We start from the raw sequence: 16,461 nt of genomic DNA, 5'->3' as shown, positions 1-16,461 counted from the left end.
ACAGCGTAGATCGAGCGGCTGGGAAGTCGCCTCTCCTGACGGGTAGGATGGGCTCCGCATGGGGCTTCGACCCGGAGATCGCTTTGGCCGCTACGAGCTGGTGTCCCGGCTCGGCCATGGAGGCATGGCCGAGACGTGGCGGGCCCGGCTCCTGGCTGCCGCGGGCATCACCAAGCCCGTGCTCATCAAGCGCATCCTCCCCGAGTACGGCACCGACGACGCCTTCATCTCCATGTTCATCAGCGAGGCGCGCATCTCCGCCACGCTGTCCCACGGCAACATCGCCCAGGTCCACGACTTCGGTGAGCTGGACGGCGAGTACTTCCTGGCCATGGAGTACGTGGACGGCCAGCCGCTCCACCGCATCCTCAAGCGCGCGCGCGTGGCCGGGTTCGACGCCCTACCTCTCCCGCTGGCCACCTTCATCGCCCTGGAGATGTGCCGCGGCCTGCACTACGCACACACCCGCACGGATGACAGCGGCAAGCCCCTGGGCATCGTCCACCGCGACATCTCCCCGGACAACGTGCTCGTCAGCTACGAGGGCCAGGTCAAGCTGGTAGACTTCGGCATCGCCAAGGCCCGCCTCCAGCGGGGCTTCAGCACCGAGCCGGGCGTCGTGAAGGGCAAGTACCTCTTCTTCTCTCCCGAGCAGGCGCGCGGCGAAGAGGTGGATGGGCGCACGGACGTGTGGGCCACGGCCGTCGTCCTCTATGAGATGCTGTGCGGCCGGCTCCCGGTGGAGGGGCCCGAGTACGCCGCGCTCCCCAAGCTCCTCGCGGGCGCGTTCCCCCGTCCGAGCATGCTGCGCTCGGAGATTCCCCGCGAGCTGGATGCGCTCGTCATGAAGGCCCTGGCGCTGAACAAGGCGCAGCGCTTCGAGTCCAGCCACGCCTTTGGGGACGCGCTCACCGGCTACCTCTATTCCTCCACGCCGCGCTTCTCCACGCTGACGCTCTCGCACTTCGTCCAGGAACTGTTCCGCGAGGACCTCGCCAAGGAAGGCCGCGCGGTCCAGGTCCCCGCCTCCTTCCTCTCGGAGATGGAGCAGTGGCTCCAACCCCCCACCTCGCCTTCGGTCCCGCCGGTGACGCTTCCCTCGGCCGCGCGGCCGAGCACCGAGCCCGAGGGCCCGCCCAGCACCGATCCCCGTGAGGTGACCCAGCCGGTGTCCCCGGCCGTGGATCGCTTCATCCCCACGCGGGTGAAGGCCCGCAAGCGCCGCTCGCGCACGCTGGCCGTGCTGCTGCTCTCGGGCGGAGTGGCCGCCGGCTTGACGGTGGCCTCAGTCCTGTGGGGACAGGGTTCGCTGGCCGCAGCCGAAGCCTGGGTGCAGGCCCACCTCCAGCGCCCGCCCGAGGCACCCAAGCCCCCCGTGACGGCCGCTCCCTCGCCGGAGACACCGGCCCGCACGGGAGACACTCCACCCGCCCCCACTCCGAGCCCCCCCCGGCCGCAGACCGCCACGCCTCCGCCCCCAAAAGGCTCCACGCCCGGAACGACGACTTCCTCTCCCGAGAAGAAACCTCCCGCGCCCACACGCCCCGATACGCGGGCCGCGTGGGTGCTGCTCGAAAACGCACGGGCCCTGATAGGGCAGGGGAAGTTCCCCGAGGCGAAGGAGACACTGGAGCGCTGCCTCGAGGTCGATCCCCACCTCGCCGAGTGCCGACGGCAATACGCCAACGTGCTCATGCAGCTGGGCGAGAGGGTGCGGGCAAAGGAGCAGATGGAGCAGTTCCTGCACACCCCGCCCAGCGAGCGCCCCTCGGATCTGCCAAGCCGGTCACTCCAGGGTTTCTCGGGGTCACAGCAACAACCTTGAGCCCTCTGGGAACGCCTCCACCTCCGCGGTCTGCTCCGGCAACAACGGGGGTGGCGGCTCAGCCCACGGTGACGCGGCGCACGCCACGCGCTTCGAGCAGCGCGGGCAGCCGGTCGCGGTGATCTCCCTGCAGCACCAGGGCCTCCTCCTCGACCGCGCCTCCGCAGCCCAGCGAGCCCTTCAGAGCTTTGAGCCACACCTCGAGCTCCGCGGGCCGCAGGCCTAGCTGCTCCACCACCGTCACTTCCTTGCCACCGCGGCCCTTGCGCTCCATGCGCACCACGGCGCGCGCCGGGCCCTTGCGCTCCTCGGCCTTCGCGGGAGCCGCCTCGGGCAGCGGCTTCGAGGGCAGCTCCTCGCGCTTGCCCGAGAGCGCCGCGAACGGGTTGTGGAACGGCGCCGCGGGTGCGGCGGGCTCGGCCTTCTTGTCTTTCTTTCCCATCGGCTCAGTGGTTGTGGGCCGCCTCGGCCTGAGGCGGCGGCAGCACCCGGAACGCGGGTGCGTTCGCGTCTCCCCCGGCCATCACCAGGGCGTAGATGAATGGGAGGCTGGGAGGCACCTCGCGCCCGTTCACCACGACGAGCGGCGTGCCGTGGATGTCATGCTCCTGCGCGTAGGCGACGTCCTCTTGGATGCGCCGGCTCGTGGTGGCGCTGTTCACGCACTCCTCGAGCTGAGAGCGGGACACCGAGCCCGAGGAGGCAATCTGCATCACCAGCGCCGGAGTGAGCGCGCCCTGGGCCGCGAAAAGCTTCTCGCGCAGCTCCCAGAAGTCCGAGGCCTCCTCCAGGCAGATCTGCGCCTTGGCGGCCAAGCACCGCAGCCCACCGTCCGTGTACTGCGGAGCGATGGCGGGGTTGCACCCTCCATCCAGCGGGTACTGGCGGGCCTCCAGGGAGAGCTTTCCCTCGGGGACGCGCTTCTTCAGGGCGGCCACGCCCTCCACCAGTGACTTGCAGTGCGGGCACTTGCTGTCTGTCCACTCGACGATCTTCACCGGTGCCTCCGCCGAGCCGTAGCGGCGCCGCGTGGGCTTGGCCGGCAGCGGGGTGTCCTTGAGGTACTGAGCGAGCGCGTTGGCCGCGAACTGCTTCTCCCCGCGCGAGAGCCCCTGCAGGTACGACTCGATCGAGCTGGGCTCGGTCGTCACCTGGGGAAGCTCACCCTCGTCAGCGGAGGCCTTGGGGGTGGCCCGCCCTGGAATGCTCAGGGCGATGAAGCCCGCCACGGCGAAGCCCAGCGTCCACTGCAGCGCCTGGGCCCACTCGCCGGACTGGGGCACCACCGGCCCCGGCAGCCCGCGCCAGGCCACGCCCGCGAAGGCCAGCACCAGCACATAGGTGCCCAGACACGTGAGGCACAGCGCCCCCGCCGAGGCGCTCACGCCCGCGAGGACCACCCCCGTCACCAAGCCCACGGCAGCCGTGAGGCGCAGTCCATTGATGGCGGGGCGTACGGGGTAACCTCCGCGCTGCCACGCCAGATAGAGGCCCGCGAGCCCCGTGGCCACCAGGCCCCAGAGCAGACCAAAGCCCGCCACGGGGATGCCGAGCAGCTCATGCACGCGGCTGGCGAACGGGGTGTTCCAGACGGTCTCGCAGTTGACGTGCTCGGAGACGCCGCACACGGTGGCGCCACCGGCGCGCAGGGTGAGCAGCTGGGACCACTGGAAGAGGGCGAGCGCGCTCTCGGCGAGCCCCAGCCCAAGCAGGACCATGGCGCCAAGCTTGGGGACGGGCCCGGCCGCCTGGGCCTTTCCTGGCTTCGCACCCTGGGTGTCCTGGGTGCCCTTCTTGTTCTTCTTGCTCATGCGTGCTCCGGAGGGGGGGTCATCAACACGAGGAGGCGGGCGTTGTCCGGCCCCTCATTGGTGACGCCGTGCTCCACCCCTGCAGGGGCGAACACGGCGGCGCCGGGGCCATGGGCCTCGTCCTCGGTGCCGATGCGGAAGCGGCAGTGCCCCTCGAGGACGACGTACACCTTGTCGGACACGGGGTGCTTGTGCGGCTTCTGGGATTGGCCGGGGGCCAGACAGTACACGTCCAGGAAGAAACGCCCGGACTGGAACACGTTGTGCTTCTGGAGCTTCTCGGGGGAGAAGCCTTGGAAGGTGGACAGGTGCTTCACATCCATCGTGGCATTCGCTCCTGGGCGTCTATATAGCGACGGGCATGGAACCGCTGACGCTTCATTTTCTTCACGAGCAGGCGGGCGGCCGCTTCACGGCCCTGGGGAGCCGCGAGGCGGTGGCCGATTATGGGGACTTGGAGGCCGAGTATCGAGCGGCACGTGAGGCCGCGGTGCTCCATGACGCCTCGTACCGCGAGACACTCCGGATAACGGGGGAGGACCGGGCCAGCTTCCTGCACGGGATGGTGACCCAGGACGTGAAGGGCCTGCCCGTGGGCACGGCGGCCTACACGGCGCTGATTACCGCCAAGGGAGCGATGGTGGCGGACGCCCGGCTGCTCAAGCGCGAGGCGGACCTGCTGCTGGACACGGAGCCCGGGCTGGGCGCCAAGGTCCGCGAGTTCCTGGAGAAGTACCTCATCTCGGAGGACGCGGAGCTGCACGAGGCCACCGGCGAGTGGGGCCTGCTGCGCCTGCTCGGTCCCCGGACGGCCGAGGTACTGGCCGCGGCCCTGGGGACGGCCTCCTTCGAGCCGCTGGCTGCGAACGCCGCGCGCACGGTCTCCCTGGCGGGGGTGGAGGGGGTGTTGGTGGGCTCGCCCGCCTTCGAGAAGCACGGGGTGGACCTGTTCGTGCCGCGCGGGGCGCTGGAGCCCGTGTGGAAGGCGCTGGTGCAGGCGGGCGGAGCGCACGGGCTGAAGCCGCTGGGCTTCCAGGCGCTGGAGCTGCTGCGGGTGGAGGCCGGGGTGCCGCGCTACGGGCAGGACATGGTGGACACGACCATTCCACTCGAGGCGAACCTCACGCACGCCATCTCGTACAACAAGGGTTGTTACATCGGACAGGAAGTCATCGCCCGCGCCACCTTCCGCGGCCACATGAACCGCAAGCTGACGGGCCTGCTGCTGGGCGAGGTGGAGGCGGCGCCAGGAGCGGAGCTGCGCAAGGGCGAGAAAAAGGTGGGCTGGATTACGAGCGTGGTGCGCTCCCCGGCACAGGGGCAGCGGGTGGCACTGGCCTACGTGCACCGCGACCACCTGGACCCCGGCACCGAGCTGACCTTGGCCGCGGGCCCCTCGGTGAAGGTGGCACCCCTGCCTTTCGCCTGATGAGGCATCGCGTCACACAACTGGAGTGATAATCCCACCGATAACTTTCATGTGGGCTGCACTCCTTTTCGAAATCAAGAAAGAACGGAACTCCAAGCTCTGTCAGTGCGTCTGACTACCCTGAGCCACCTGCTGCCTCAGGCACGCAACTGGCAGTCCCATGGAAGCACTGGCCTCGAACAGGCCAGGAAGTGGACCTGTGCACACTCTGGGGCCAACGTAGGTGTACGCCCAAGTAGGCATCAAGGAGCTTTCATGCGGCTTCCTCCCTGCGACGAAATTCATTACGAAGCCCCGCCCCTGAAACTGGCCATCGCACAGATCCGCTTCCCAGCGGCGATGGGGGGACACCACGAAAGCGCTTGGGCTGCATTCGGCCATCAGTTGGCCAGCGAGTACCCTCTTCACGAAGAGGAAGCCCCGCCGATCCTCCCCAGTGGCGCTCAGCCCCCCTTGTCACAGACCGAGCGGATACACCGGTTCACAGATCACTCCAAGAGTTGGTCTGTGGTGTTGAGTGATGGAGCACTGACCTTGGAGGCTCAAACGCAGGGCTACTCAAGCTCTGACGAACTGCTGAGACGCTTCTCTCACGTGCTCAAGGCCGGCCATTCCAAACTGAACATCCATCAGCGCCACCGTCTGGGTTTGCGTTATATTAACGAAATCAGACACAAGGACTTGTCCACACTCTCGTCCTGCACGAAGCATGAATTGCTGAACGAGGACCTGATAGGCTTTGCTGCCAAGCTCTCCGATAATGCGGAGCACATGTTGCAGGAGGTCCGTTTCAAGGAAAGCGACGGCGTCTTTGTCGTACGCCATGGCTTGCTGCGCGGCAGCATCGCGCCCCCGCACGCGCCCAACCCCGAAGCCTCTCCCGCGGATCCCTACTACTTATTGGATCTTGACTACTGGGACGACCGCCAAATGGCACTCGACCTGGAACAGACCCAGAAGCAGTTGAAAGATTTCAGCGATCTCATCTATCGTTTCTTTCGCTGGACACTGGGCAAACGGCTTGAGCAGGAGATGAAGCCCATCCAGAGACCGGGGGACATCTCATGAGCGAAGACGTGGAGCGCGCTCCCCTCGTGACGCGTGGCACGGAACAGAAAAGCGACGTCACTCGGCCCTTCATCTATGATTACCTCATTGCCCGGATGTTCAGTGACAACCAGACCGTCACAGGCACTTGGGCTTTGAAGGGCCTTCATATCCATCCGGAGTCGACCTCCGTCTTCAACGTCTTTCCAGCGACCCCCTCTCTTAATACCGTTCAGCGCCCGCAGGAGACGCGGCGCCGATTGCTGCTCGTCACACGGCCCAACCCCGAGGTGGCCTCACTCCGCCTTCTGTGCGAGGAACTCCTGGCCAACCAGGCGGCGCAGAAGGAGCAGATCAAGCAACTGCAAGCGCTTGTCGCGCATGCCCAGTTTCCTCCTGCCCGAGAAACGGCTCCCCTGCTGACCACGGGAACAGTGCCGTCCCCCGCCGTCCCCACCGTTCGCAATCCCTGGCACCAATGGATTGCCGCTCATCGCTCCGAGCTGGAGCCGTACAGGGGGCGGGCCTTGGTCATTGATTACGAGCATGGAGTGGTAATCGATGCCGAGGACGACGTGGAACTCAGCGATAAGCTTGATGCGTACCTTCAGCGTCAACCTCATCCGCAGGAAATCAGGGCGCGGCTGATGCTGACACACGCCTCATACTACCTTGATGAGATCTAATGGTCCCATGCAAGACTTCATCAACTGCTTTGGCAGCTCCACGACAAAGCTGAGTTTTAACATCACCAGCCAAGCGCCTGTGCTCAGTGTCAACCTGTTTCGTCTTATCAAGAATTCGCAAGGCGTTCAGGTCGCGATCCCCTCCAGCACCCTCCAGACTTATGAGTGCCTCGTGGATACGGGAGCTGCGACGAGCGTAATGCCCCTGGGGTACCTTGAGCATTTCTATGAGCGTGACCAGCTCGACAAGGTCACCATCGACGGCAAGCCCTATCGAATTCCCAAGGAGGAGAGCCCCAACCTGCGCGACACCGGGCTCTTCCGTCCAAACAATAAGCCCATCAAAGGAATCACTGTTCCGCTCAGGCTGGTACTCGAAGATGCCACCGGCAAAGACCACACCCTCGATGAGGAGGTCGTCTTCAGCAACTCCACCCAGCACTGTCTGCTGGGCCGCATCTCTTTCTTCGAGCAACTGGGCCTCATCTTTATGAACGACCCTGCCAGACGCTGGTTCGGGCTGTTCAACCTTCGATGAACTCAAAGAAGAGCAGGTAGGTTCCTGCCCTTCGCCTGACGCACCGCGCCAAAGGTGTGCAAGAACCTGAATAGGTGGACGCAACTCCTCCAGTGTGGGCGCGATAATCCATTCAACCCACCTGCTGCACGGTCCTACGGAGAAAGCGCCCCTATGAGCACCTACCGCATCCAGTCTGGTGACACCCTGAGCAAGCTCGCCCAGCGGTACCACACGACGGTCGGAGAGCTCGCCAAGGCGAACAACATCCAGGACCCGAACAAGATCTTCGCGGGCAAGACGCTGAACATCCCGGGCAGCCGGGACGAGTTCATCCCGTCCACGAGCCAAGCGGGCGGCGGCCGCACGGGTGGCACGCAGGGCACGACGGGCACGCAGGGCGCGGCGCCGACGGGTCCGGCTCCTCAGGGACAGGTGGGCCAGTGGATTGAGCAGGCGCGGGCCGAGCTGCAGCGGGCCGGCGTGGACCCCAGCAAGATGGACCCGCGGGCCATCGCGGCGATCATCCAGCACGAGTCGAGCGGCAACCCGAACGCGCAGAACAACTGGGACTCGAACGCGAAGAAGGGCACGCCGTCCATCGGCCTGATGCAGACCATCCAGCCGACGTTCGACGCCTACAAGCTGCCGGGCCACGACAACATCCGCAACCCCGTGGACAACATCATCGCGGGCGTGCGCTACTCGATTGCGCGCTACGGCTCGGTGTCCAACGTGCCGGGCCTCCAGTCGATGGCCAACGGTGGCGGCTACGTCGGTTACTAAAGATTCGTGAAGTCAGCCCTCGCGCCTCGCGCGGACCGGTGTCCCTGAACGGGAGCCACGGGTCCACCGCGGGGCGCAGGCGTTTGAACGTCAGGACGCTCTCAGCGCGCCGCCTCGCGCACCAAGGCCCGGAGAAAGCCGACCGCTGCATCGGCCTCGCTTCGGCGATGCCACACTTGGCGCACTTCGAGCGGTTCGAGCGCAAGCGGAGGCTCCAGCACCTTCAACGGCAGCCGTGCCGCGAACGCTCGCGCGAGACGACTGGAGAGCGTCGCGACACAGTCGGTCTCCAGCACCGCCAGCGGCACACTCGAGAAGTGGGGCAGGACGACCGTCACCTCCCGCGACTGGCCGTGCCGCGCGAGCGCCCGATCGATCGTGTCGTCGATGTTCCCGAAGAGCGCGAGCTCGACGTGCGGCAGCGAAGCATAGAGCGGCAGCGTGAGCTTCGAGCGTACCCGCGGATGATCGCGGCGCACGATGCACTCGAGCGGATCCCGGTAGACGAGTTCCGCCTCATGACCGGGTGGCACCACGGGTGGAATGCCGATCAGCAGATCGACTTCGCCCCGTGCCAGCCCATCCTCGGAGAGCAACCGGTCGAGCGTCTGCAGCCTCAACCGTGCCAATGGCGCCCGTTTCTTGAGCAGCCGCAACACTGGCTGCAGCAGTGCGACGGCCACGGCGTCGCTGCAGGCCACCGTAAAAGTCCGAGTCGAAGTCCGCGGCTCGAACACCGGTGCCTTCGCGACCAGCCGCCGTGCCTCCTCGAGCCACGCGCGGAGTGCAGGTAACAGCTCCGCTCCCCGCGCTGTCGGCGCCAGACCGTACGCCTCACGGAGCACGAGGGGATCCCCGAAGAGTTCGCGGGCCCGCTTCATCGCGTTGCTCACCGCCGACTGCGTGACGTGCAGCCGCACTGCGGCCTTGGTCGCGCTCCGCTCCTCGAGCACAGTGGCCACCACGTTCAGTAGGTTCAGGTCAACCGTGGCCAGATTTATGTCCGTCATATCTTGAATCACGCGATATCACTGGGATTCACTTCCGCTCAACGGCATCTTCTGCGCATGACCCACACGGCTCCCCCCGTCGAAGGACTTGCCCACATCACCCTGCCCGTTCACGATCTGGAGGCCGCCGAGCGCTTCTATGTCGCGCTGCTCGGCGCGAAGCTGGTGCGGAAGTTCGATCGCGAGACCTTCCTCCGAGTCAGGCCCGGCCGCGCCCACGAGGCCGACGCCGACAACAGCCCGTTGCACCTCTCCGTGCAGTTCGGTCACGCGGTCGAGTTGGATCTCTTCCTCCAGAAGGGACGCAGCCGTCCGGTGCCTGTGCCGCACCCGCACCTCGCGATGCAGGTCCGCCCAGGCGATCTCGACACCTGCATCGCGCGGCTCCAACAAGCAGGCGTCAAAATCGATGGTCCACGCCGCCTCGGCCCGCCGGGGCACGCGTCGGTCTACTTCTCCGACCCGTTCGGCAACCTGCTCGAGTTCGTCACCCTGGGCTACCAGGGACCGGTGATGGACGGCCCGCCCGACGTCTCCCAGCTCTGAGCGCCGCCGCGAGGCACGGAAGACCGCAGTCCGCTCCCGGCTCAGGGCGCGGTGTAGAGGCCGACCACGTTCGGATCGAGCGTGGAGCTGACGAGCCGGATGCCGGTGGCGGTGCTGACGCTCGCGACGTCGGCGACGCCCAGGTCCGCCAGCGAGAACGTGACGGCCCCCAGCTTCGACTGCACCGTGCCTGCGGGAGTGCCCGTGACGCTCGCGACGCCGCCCGTGTAGTTGATGGTCGCCAATGCATTGGACGTGTTGCCCGCGGCCGAGGCGGTGAACTGGCTAGCGAGCAGGGACAGCGAGAACGAACCGACCTGAGCGTTCGACGCATTGATCAGCGTGACGACGGTGTCGTCGCCCATCGTGCCGGAGGACAGAGCGGTCTCGACGATGAAGAAGCGGGTCTTCGCGGTGAAGGCCGTGCCGAACTGGAAGTTGCCCGAGCCCAAGTTGTTCGCGCCATCACCGATGGTGAGGCCAGAAGCGGCGGCATTGGCGCTCGCGGGAGTCGACCCTCGCGAGTTGGGGGTGTTGGTGCCGGAGATGCCATTGGCCGTAGCGCCGACGAGGTTCGTGAAAGTGCCCTCCGAGGTGGTGAGCGAGCCCAGCTGCGCAACGCCGGTGATGTTCGGCGGGGTGCCGGTCGCCACCGAGCCCGTGAAGCTGGCACGTGTAGCGGGCAGGGGCACTGAGGCCGGAACCGGGGCCGGGTCGGGCAACGTGGTGATCTCGTAAGCGATGCGGTGCAGATTGGAGGCATCGGTCGAGCTGATTCCCAGGGCGGCCGCAGCGGTGCCCGTGCCAGACGTCAGGGTGCGCGGGTCGGCCCCGGTGATCTTCGCGAAGAGCACCGCCGCCGAGAGATAGCTGCCGTACTTGCTCGCATGACGGCTGTCCGAGGCGCTCCACAGGTTGAAGGTTCCCGGGGTGATTCCATTGGAGGGATCCGGATCCGCGAGCCCCTGATCGATCGCGCGCAGGTACCCATCCCCCGCCCGGGCCACGTTCGTGAAGCCCAGATCGTAGCGGGCCTTGAAGTACGCGCTGCGCAGGTCGCTCTGCATCGCTTGCAGGCCCGCAGTGCCAGCCGTGTACCCCTGCGCCGTCACCGACGCGGGCGAGGCCCAGGTCTCGTACAGGAACATGCGAGCCGACGGGTTGCTCGCCAGCGCCAGGTTCCGCAGATCCTTCGTACCCGTGAAGAAGGCCGTGGGATTTCCTCCTCGCTCAGTGGGCAGAGGACGCGTGCTCTGCTCCTGCAAGACAACGTTGTCCCAGACGCGGCCAATGATGGAGGCCTTCGTGGCGTAATGCCCGCTGAGGGTCTCGCTGCTGACGGCCTCGATGGTGACGTTGAACGTGAACCCGGCCTGGACGGTCAGCTGCTTGAAGATGCCCGGCACGCCGCCCATCGCACTGCCGTTGGCATCGGTGATCGCGGCCTTGTTGTACGAGTAGACCGGCTCCTCGTTGCCGTGGGTGAAGCTGTTGCCCACGAAGAGGATGCTGCCCGAGGTCACGAGCCCGCTGCCGAGCTCGTCCGTGGAAGCGGTGTCCTGCTCCAGTTCCGGGTCGCCAGCACAGCCGGCACCGGCCACGAGGAGCGTCAGGGCCGCGAGGCGCAGGAGCCGTGCACGGATCACAAGTGAGGACTCATTCAGAGGGGTGCAGCGCATGGTGGGGTTCTCTTTGCAGGAAGGAGCGCTGAGGGGAGGTTCACTCAGAGTAACACTCCACGAACCAAAAACCAGGAAATCTAGCAATACACTCAAGTCAAGTTGATGCCTGCGGAGTGGCACTGCCGCCTTGGATGGGCTCGCCGTACGCGAACGAACAGCTGTCCCTCCCTGTGCGTTCATGCGCGAGGACCTCGGGAGGAATAGCTTCCTTCCGTGAAGAATGTCCTCGAGGTCGAGCACCTGGGGCTTCGCTTGGGGTCCGTGCAGATCCTGCACGACCTGAGCTTTCACCTGCCCCAGGGGGCGACCCTCGCCGTCATCGGTCCCAACGGGGCTGGCAAGACGGTCCTCTTCCGCGCCCTCATTGGAGCGCTCCCGCACACCGGAACCGTGCGCTGGGCCCCTGGCACGCGCTTCGGCTATGTGCCACAGAAACTGGACCTCGAGCGCGACCTGCCGCTCTCGGGCATGGATCTCCTGCGAGCGCGCGCCAGCCTCGCCCGCCTGCCGCTCTCGGGGATCCCCGAGACGCTGCGCCGTGTCGGCTTGGGTCAAGAGGCCGCCGCGCGGCCCGTCGGAGCCCTCTCGGGTGGACAGTTCCACCTCCTCCTCTCCGCGCTGGCGCTCCTGGGAGACCCCTCCGTGCTTCTCTTGGACGAGCCGACAGCAGGTGTGGATGAGCCAGGGCAAGAACGCTTGTACGACGTGGTCCACCGCGTTCAGGCCGAGCAGGGAGCGACGGTCCTTCTCATCTCACACGAGCTGAACGTCGTCATCGGCCACGCGACGCATGTCCTCTGTCTGAGCCAGCGTCGTGCGTGGTTCGGCACGCCACGGGAGGTGATCACCCCCGCAACGCTTGATGAGGTGTACGGCGCGCACGTGAGGTTCCATGTCCATGACGACCGTTGAATCGGGGCTGCTGCTCCTCGCCATGTCGATGGCGGCCGGGCTCATCGGGTGCTTCGTGGTCATGCGCCGCATGGCCCTCGCCGCGGATGCGCTCTCGCACGTGGCGCTCCCCGGCATCGGCATCGCCGTGCTGCTGCAGCTCCATCCCCTGACAGGGGCGCTGGCGGCCCTGCTCCTCGGCACGCTGCTCATCTGGGGCATCGAGGAGCGGACCCGCCTGGCAACCGAGACCGTGATCGGCGTCGTCTTCTCAGGAGCCCTGGCGGTGGGAACCCTGATGACGTCCGGGGACGAGCTCATCCATGCGCTTCTCGGAAAGCCAGCCGAACTCGAGCCCTGGGAGCTCCTGCTCGCGCTGGCGGGCGCGGCCGGGGTCATCGCCTTTCTCGGGCTTCGCCGCCGGGAGCTCCTCCTCGCCCTGGTATCCCGAGACATCGCGACGTCCATGGGCATACGCCTCCGGTGGCTCGACCTCCAATTCCTGCTGGCCTTCGCGGTCACGGTCTCGCTCGGCCTTCGCTACCTCGGTGTGTTGCTCATGGGATCGCTGGTCATCATCCCCGCGGCGACGGGCAAACGCCTGGCGCGGAATCTGCGCGGCATGGTGCTCGTCGCCACGTCGGTGGCGATCTTCTCCACGTTGAGTGGCACCTGGGCCGGCACGCTCCTCGGGCGTGAGACAGGGCCACCCATTGTCATCATTGCGACGGGGTGCTTCCTGCTCAGCCTCCTCAAGAGGCCGGCGACATGAGCCGGCCGGGAGAAATCAGCCCCAGACCTTTGGGAGCCTGGGGCCGGGCTGTGCTCAGGGCGCCGAGGTCGAGAGGTTGGGCATCGCGATCCAACCAAAGTGACCGGACTGGACGTAGCCGTACAGGAAGTCGAGGGTGCGCGAGACCTTCACCGCGCTGCCGCTGCTGCAGTCATAGAGCGGCATCGAGACGGAGTGCTGCACCTGGGCGCGATTGAAGTTGAGGCCCGTGTTGTTCGGGTAGACGGCCTTCGTCGGTGAGCCCTTGCCGGGCAGGTTGGTGATCAGGTTGATGCGCCCATTGCGCCCCAGGTAATGGACGGCCATGTTGCCCGCGGGGCAATCGCTCGTCACATGCAGCCCCTCGTAGGGTGTGTTGTTCGAGGGGATGATGTACCAGTCGCTGTACGTGCCACCGGGGTCCGGGGCCGGCCGGTAGTTCTGGGTCAGCCAGTTCATGATGTTGGTGTAGCCCGCATCCAACAGCTCGGGCCGGACCCAGCCGCTCACGGCTCCATTGCTGGTGGGGATCGAGAAGCCCATGGCCAGGTAGTTCGGGGAGACGGTGGAGATGGTCCTCCGCGTGCCCAGGTTGATGCGGAGCTTCGTCCCGGTGGTCACATTGCCGAGCACATTGCCCAGGCTGTCATAGACGGACAGGGGCGCGGTGGCCGTGAACCAGTACGTCTTCGTGTTGCGATTACACAAGCGCGGCCGAGGGTCACACTTCATCCCTCCGAGCTCGCAGTTGTTGGGACTGTTGATGGTGTCCACGCTCGCGGAGCCGGTTCCACAGGCCGCCGAGTCCGCCACAGAGCACGAGTTGCCAACCCAGTCCGAGGTGCACTCGCCATCCAGTTCCTGCTCCATGGAGGCGAGAGCTTCCGGCTCCTCCGCCACCACGCGCTGCGCCACATCCGCGCCACAGCCCACGAGAGCTACTACCAGGAGCCCCATCCCCCAACGACGCGAAGATGACGTCAAAGCGTGTACGACGGATGCCATGGTGCCAGTCCTTTCACCGCCGGGAGGCCTATCCCGGATTTTTCTTGAAGATCCATATTTCAAGAAAAACAGGAATACAAGCCAGAGCGGCGGTCCAGGACCTGCCACGGTTCGCTACGGGATGAAGCTGTTCTGGTAGTTCGGATCCTCGATGGACAGCGCCGCAGCCGTGGGGTGCAGCGGCAGCGTCGTGTCCAGCATCACCGCCAGCTCGTCCGTCGTCTTGTGGCCGATGCTGTTCTCGTACGCGCCCGGATGCGGCCCGTGCGTCACGCCCATCGGGTGGTGGCTTACGCTGCCCGGCCCCACGCCCTTGCGGCTGATGAAGTCCCCCCGGCAGTAGAAGAGGAACTCGTCACAGTCCACCGAGCTGTGCGGATACGGGCACGGAATCGCCTCGGGGTGGAAGTCCACCACCCGCGGCACGAACGAGCAGATCAACGCCCCCCGCGTCGCGAACGTCCCGTGCCACGTCGGCGGCAGGTGCACCAACCCCGCCCGAGGCTGGAAGTTCAGGATGGGGAACGCCCACGGGTAAACCGTCCCGTCCCACCCCACCACATCCAGCGGCGAGTGCTGGTTGCGGAACCCGTGGAACACATCCCCGCGCTTCACCACCAGCTCGCGAATGCCCTCGTCCTTCGGCCCGCTGAACTCCACCAACCGGAAGTCCCGGTGGCAGTACGGCGCGTCCATCCGCAGCTGCCCCACGTCGTTGCGCCACTGCCGAGGCAGGTGCAGCCCGCCCTTGCACTCGATGGACAGCCAGTACTGCGCCACGCCCTTGTCTGGAATCAGCCGGTGCACCAGCCCCCGAGGCACGAAGACGTAGTCCTCCGCCTCGAAGCGCAAGTCCCCCAGCGGCGAGCGCAGCACCCCGCTGCCCTCTTGGATGTAGAACAGGTCGTCCCCATCCGCGTTCGAGAAGTACACCGGGTCTTCCGCCGTGGGGTGCACCACCGCCAGCGTCACGTCCGCGTTGAACAGCAGCGGAACCCTCGCATCCAGCGGAGCTCCGCCCACCCGCTGCAGCGCCTGCGTCCGGTAGTGCCGCTTCGCCAGTGGCCTCCCCGTCACGGCCTCCGGCGCCTTCCACCCATGCCCCGGCTGCGACAGGCTCTGCGTGTGCGGAGCCTGCTGGTGGTAGGCAATCGTGTAAGGCCCCTCGAAGCCGTCCCGGGTGATGCACTCCTCATACATCAGGGTGCCCTTGTCATCCCTCAGCTGGAGGTGGTGCTTGCGGGGCACCTTCCCGACGACGCGGCGCTCGAACATGGCTTAGATCCGTCCCTCGGCCTTCTGCTGCCGCTCGATGCTCTCGAAGAGCGCCCGGAAGTTGCCGCCACCGAAGCCCTGGTCCCCCTTGCGCTGGATGATCTCGTAGAAGAACGGGCCCGCCTCCGGATCCTTGTAGAGGCTCGCCGCGTCCTTCATGAAGATCTGCAGCAGGTAGCTGTGCTCCTTGTCGCCGTCCACCAGCAACTCCAAGTCGCGCAGCACCTTCACGTCCTCGTCGATCTTCTTGATGCCCAGCTTCTGGATGCGGTCCGGCAGAGCGTCGTAGTACGTGCCCGGCGTCGGCATGAACTGGATGCCCGCGTTCTGCCGCATGTCCTTCACCGAGGTGAGGATGTCCTTCACCGTCAGCGCCAGGTGCTGCACGCCATCCCCGCGGTGGTCCTCGTTGAAGAGGTTGATCTGCGAGGCCTTGAAGAACGGGCGCAGCGGCTCGTTGTTCGCGAACTTCGCGCCGCTCACCGGATCCCACATCACCGTGGAGCGCAGGCCCGAGCCGTGGTCCCGCTTCTGCCGCGCCGTCACGTCCTCGGTGTGGAACTGGATGCCCCAGAACTCCTCGAAGCCCATCACCTGCTCCATCCACAGGAGCATGGGCTTCATCGTCTGGAAGTTGGACGTGATGTGGTCCACCCGGCCAAAGCCGTAGCGGTTCTTGCCGCCCTTGGGCGTCTCGTGCGCCTGGAAGCCCGGGTACAACGCGCGGTACCCATCCCGCTGGATGAAGCGGAACGTGGTGTCGCCGAACGGCGTGGTGATGCTGAACACGGCCAGCCGGCCGCCCCGGTCATCCGAGAAGCGCTGGATGTCCGTGATGAAGGTGCCGCCGCGCTGCTCCAGCAGCCGAAACGTCTTCTCGATGTCGTGCACCTCGAAGTTGACGGTGCCCACCCCGTCCGGGTGCTTGCGCAGGAAGCGCCATGCCCGCCCCCCCTCGCCCACTGGCTGGCTGACGATGAGGACGATGTCGCCCGCCTGGAACACGGCCGACTTCTGCTTACCTTCCTTCTCCAGCTCCGGCGAGGACACGCCCAGCTCCGCGAAGTCCAGCCCCTGCGTGTAGAAGCGCCGGCTGCGCTCCAGGTCATGCACGTACCAGTGCACACTCTCGATGGTCTTGATGCCCAGCGACTCGATCTTGCCCATGGTTGACTCCTT

General features: G+C 66.3%; 17 protein-coding genes. 9 read left to right on the top strand and 8 right to left on the bottom strand.

Going from position 1 to position 16,461, the window contains the following annotated elements; translation table 11 throughout:
* Positions 1–58: 58 nt before the first annotated feature.
* A complete protein-coding gene (locus DB31_RS36925; protein WP_052420546.1) occupies positions 59–1,825 on the top strand; it encodes a protein kinase domain-containing protein in 1,767 nt (588 codons plus the stop codon).
* Positions 1,826–1,883: 58 nt separating this feature from the next.
* Here the strand turns inward: DB31_RS36925 and DB31_RS36920 are convergent, their stop codons facing one another.
* Genes DB31_RS36920 through DB31_RS36910 form a run of 3 tightly spaced genes read right to left on the bottom strand, consistent with a single transcriptional unit; the run spans position 1,884 to position 3,959 of the window.
* The gene (locus tag DB31_RS36920; protein ID WP_044196984.1) at positions 1,884–2,267 is read right to left on the bottom strand and encodes a translation initiation factor; all 384 of its coding nucleotides are present in this window, start codon (positions 2,265–2,267) and stop codon (positions 1,884–1,886) included.
* A 4-nt stretch (positions 2,268–2,271) separates the two neighbouring features.
* Positions 2,272–3,636 carry a vitamin K epoxide reductase/DsbA family protein gene (locus tag DB31_RS36915; RefSeq protein WP_083969126.1) on the bottom strand — a complete coding sequence of 455 codons (1,365 nt, stop codon included), beginning with the start codon at positions 3,634–3,636 and terminating at the stop codon, positions 2,272–2,274.
* Positions 3,633–3,959, bottom strand: a complete 327-nt coding sequence (locus DB31_RS36910) for a cupin domain-containing protein (protein ID WP_044196982.1) — start codon at positions 3,957–3,959, stop codon at positions 3,633–3,635. The genes DB31_RS36915 and DB31_RS36910 overlap by 4 nt, the downstream gene beginning before the upstream one ends.
* A 38-nt stretch (positions 3,960–3,997) precedes the next feature.
* Here DB31_RS36910 and ygfZ point away from each other — a divergent pair, with 38 nt between their 5' ends.
* The 5 genes from ygfZ to DB31_RS36885 all read left to right on the top strand — a co-directional run bounded on the left by ygfZ (position 3,998) and on the right by DB31_RS36885 (position 8,101).
* Positions 3,998–5,065: a CAF17-like 4Fe-4S cluster assembly/insertion protein YgfZ gene (gene ygfZ, locus DB31_RS36905; protein WP_044196980.1), complete on the top strand. Its 1,068-nt coding sequence runs from the start codon at positions 3,998–4,000 to the stop codon at positions 5,063–5,065.
* A gap of 255 nt (positions 5,066–5,320) precedes the next feature.
* Complete coding sequence (locus DB31_RS36900) at positions 5,321–6,133, top strand: TIGR04255 family protein (RefSeq protein WP_044196978.1); 813 nt, start codon at positions 5,321–5,323, stop codon at positions 6,131–6,133.
* On the top strand, positions 6,130–6,798 hold the full coding sequence (locus DB31_RS36895) for a hypothetical protein (RefSeq protein ID WP_044196976.1): 669 nt from the start codon (positions 6,130–6,132) through the stop codon (positions 6,796–6,798). Before DB31_RS36900 ends, DB31_RS36895 begins: the two co-directional genes overlap by 4 nt.
* Before the next feature lie 7 nt (positions 6,799–6,805).
* Positions 6,806–7,336, top strand: a complete 531-nt coding sequence (locus DB31_RS36890; protein ID WP_044196974.1) for a hypothetical protein — start codon at positions 6,806–6,808, stop codon at positions 7,334–7,336.
* Positions 7,337–7,489: 153 nt separating this feature from the next.
* Positions 7,490–8,101: a LysM peptidoglycan-binding domain-containing protein gene (locus DB31_RS36885; RefSeq protein WP_083969125.1), complete on the top strand. Its 612-nt coding sequence runs from the start codon at positions 7,490–7,492 to the stop codon at positions 8,099–8,101.
* Between the two features lie 101 nt (positions 8,102–8,202).
* On the opposite strand, the gene DB31_RS36880 is transcribed toward DB31_RS36885, so the two are convergent.
* Entirely contained in the window at positions 8,203–9,111 is a 909-nt protein-coding gene (locus DB31_RS36880) for a LysR family transcriptional regulator (protein WP_052420545.1), read from the bottom strand.
* A gap of 57 nt (positions 9,112–9,168) precedes the next feature.
* Here DB31_RS36880 and DB31_RS36875 point away from each other — a divergent pair, with 57 nt between their 5' ends.
* Positions 9,169–9,657, top strand: coding sequence for a VOC family protein (locus tag DB31_RS36875; RefSeq protein ID WP_044196970.1), 489 nt, complete (start codon positions 9,169–9,171; stop codon positions 9,655–9,657).
* A gap of 41 nt (positions 9,658–9,698) precedes the next feature.
* Here the strand turns inward: DB31_RS36875 and DB31_RS36870 are convergent, their stop codons facing one another.
* Positions 9,699–11,336 carry a hypothetical protein gene (locus DB31_RS36870; protein WP_044196968.1) on the bottom strand — a complete coding sequence of 546 codons (1,638 nt, stop codon included), beginning with the start codon at positions 11,334–11,336 and terminating at the stop codon, positions 9,699–9,701.
* Positions 11,337–11,552: 216 nt separating this feature from the next.
* On the opposite strand from DB31_RS36870, the gene DB31_RS36865 reads away from it, so the two are divergent.
* Positions 11,553–12,251 carry a metal ABC transporter ATP-binding protein gene (locus DB31_RS36865; protein ID WP_044196966.1) on the top strand — a complete coding sequence of 233 codons (699 nt, stop codon included), beginning with the start codon at positions 11,553–11,555 and terminating at the stop codon, positions 12,249–12,251.
* Positions 12,238–13,002: a metal ABC transporter permease gene (locus DB31_RS36860; RefSeq protein ID WP_044196964.1), complete on the top strand. Its 765-nt coding sequence runs from the start codon at positions 12,238–12,240 to the stop codon at positions 13,000–13,002. The genes DB31_RS36865 and DB31_RS36860 overlap by 14 nt, the downstream gene beginning before the upstream one ends.
* Before the next feature lie 54 nt (positions 13,003–13,056).
* On the opposite strand, the gene DB31_RS36855 is transcribed toward DB31_RS36860, so the two are convergent.
* The 3 genes from DB31_RS36855 to DB31_RS36845 all read right to left on the bottom strand — a co-directional run bounded on the left by DB31_RS36855 (position 13,057) and on the right by DB31_RS36845 (position 16,449).
* Positions 13,057–14,007, bottom strand: coding sequence for a hypothetical protein (locus DB31_RS36855; protein WP_157232352.1), 951 nt, complete (start codon positions 14,005–14,007; stop codon positions 13,057–13,059).
* A 114-nt stretch (positions 14,008–14,121) separates the two neighbouring features.
* A complete protein-coding gene (locus DB31_RS36850; protein WP_044196960.1) occupies positions 14,122–15,282 on the bottom strand; it encodes a homogentisate 1,2-dioxygenase in 1,161 nt (386 codons plus the stop codon).
* A gap of 3 nt (positions 15,283–15,285) precedes the next feature.
* Complete coding sequence (locus tag DB31_RS36845; protein ID WP_044196958.1) at positions 15,286–16,449, bottom strand: 4-hydroxyphenylpyruvate dioxygenase family protein; 1,164 nt, start codon at positions 16,447–16,449, stop codon at positions 15,286–15,288.
* Positions 16,450–16,461: the final 12 nt, after the last annotated feature.

Origin of the sequence: Hyalangium minutum (assembly GCF_000737315.1) — a bacterium.
GTDB lineage: Bacteria > Myxococcota > Myxococcia > Myxococcales > Myxococcaceae > Hyalangium > Hyalangium minutum.
The sequence above is the reverse complement of the archived record's forward strand: the minus strand, read 5'-3'. Positions and strand labels throughout refer to the sequence as shown.

Coding starts and splice junctions, on each gene's coding strand:
- DB31_RS36850 (WP_044196960.1), bottom strand. CDS start 15,282: ATGTTCGAGCGCCGCGTCGTCGGGAAGGTGCCCCGCAAGCACCACCTC.
- ygfZ (WP_044196980.1), top strand. CDS start 3,998: ATGGAACCGCTGACGCTTCATTTTCTTCACGAGCAGGCGGGCGGCCGC.
- DB31_RS36890 (WP_044196974.1), top strand. CDS start 6,806: ATGCAAGACTTCATCAACTGCTTTGGCAGCTCCACGACAAAGCTGAGT.
- DB31_RS36860 (WP_044196964.1), top strand. CDS start 12,238: ATGACGACCGTTGAATCGGGGCTGCTGCTCCTCGCCATGTCGATGGCG.
- DB31_RS36900 (WP_044196978.1), top strand. CDS start 5,321: ATGCGGCTTCCTCCCTGCGACGAAATTCATTACGAAGCCCCGCCCCTG.
- DB31_RS36925 (WP_052420546.1), top strand. CDS start 59: ATGGGGCTTCGACCCGGAGATCGCTTTGGCCGCTACGAGCTGGTGTCC.
- DB31_RS36870 (WP_044196968.1), bottom strand. CDS start 11,336: ATGCGCTGCACCCCTCTGAATGAGTCCTCACTTGTGATCCGTGCACGG.
- DB31_RS36855 (WP_157232352.1), bottom strand. CDS start 14,007: ATGGCATCCGTCGTACACGCTTTGACGTCATCTTCGCGTCGTTGGGGG.
- DB31_RS36910 (WP_044196982.1), bottom strand. CDS start 3,959: ATGGATGTGAAGCACCTGTCCACCTTCCAAGGCTTCTCCCCCGAGAAG.
- DB31_RS36885 (WP_083969125.1), top strand. CDS start 7,490: ATGAGCACCTACCGCATCCAGTCTGGTGACACCCTGAGCAAGCTCGCC.
- DB31_RS36920 (WP_044196984.1), bottom strand. CDS start 2,267: ATGGGAAAGAAAGACAAGAAGGCCGAGCCCGCCGCACCCGCGGCGCCG.
- DB31_RS36915 (WP_083969126.1), bottom strand. CDS start 3,636: ATGAGCAAGAAGAACAAGAAGGGCACCCAGGACACCCAGGGTGCGAAG.
- DB31_RS36895 (WP_044196976.1), top strand. CDS start 6,130: ATGAGCGAAGACGTGGAGCGCGCTCCCCTCGTGACGCGTGGCACGGAA.
- DB31_RS36845 (WP_044196958.1), bottom strand. CDS start 16,449: ATGGGCAAGATCGAGTCGCTGGGCATCAAGACCATCGAGAGTGTGCAC.
- DB31_RS36875 (WP_044196970.1), top strand. CDS start 9,169: ATGACCCACACGGCTCCCCCCGTCGAAGGACTTGCCCACATCACCCTG.
- DB31_RS36880 (WP_052420545.1), bottom strand. CDS start 9,111: ATGACGGACATAAATCTGGCCACGGTTGACCTGAACCTACTGAACGTG.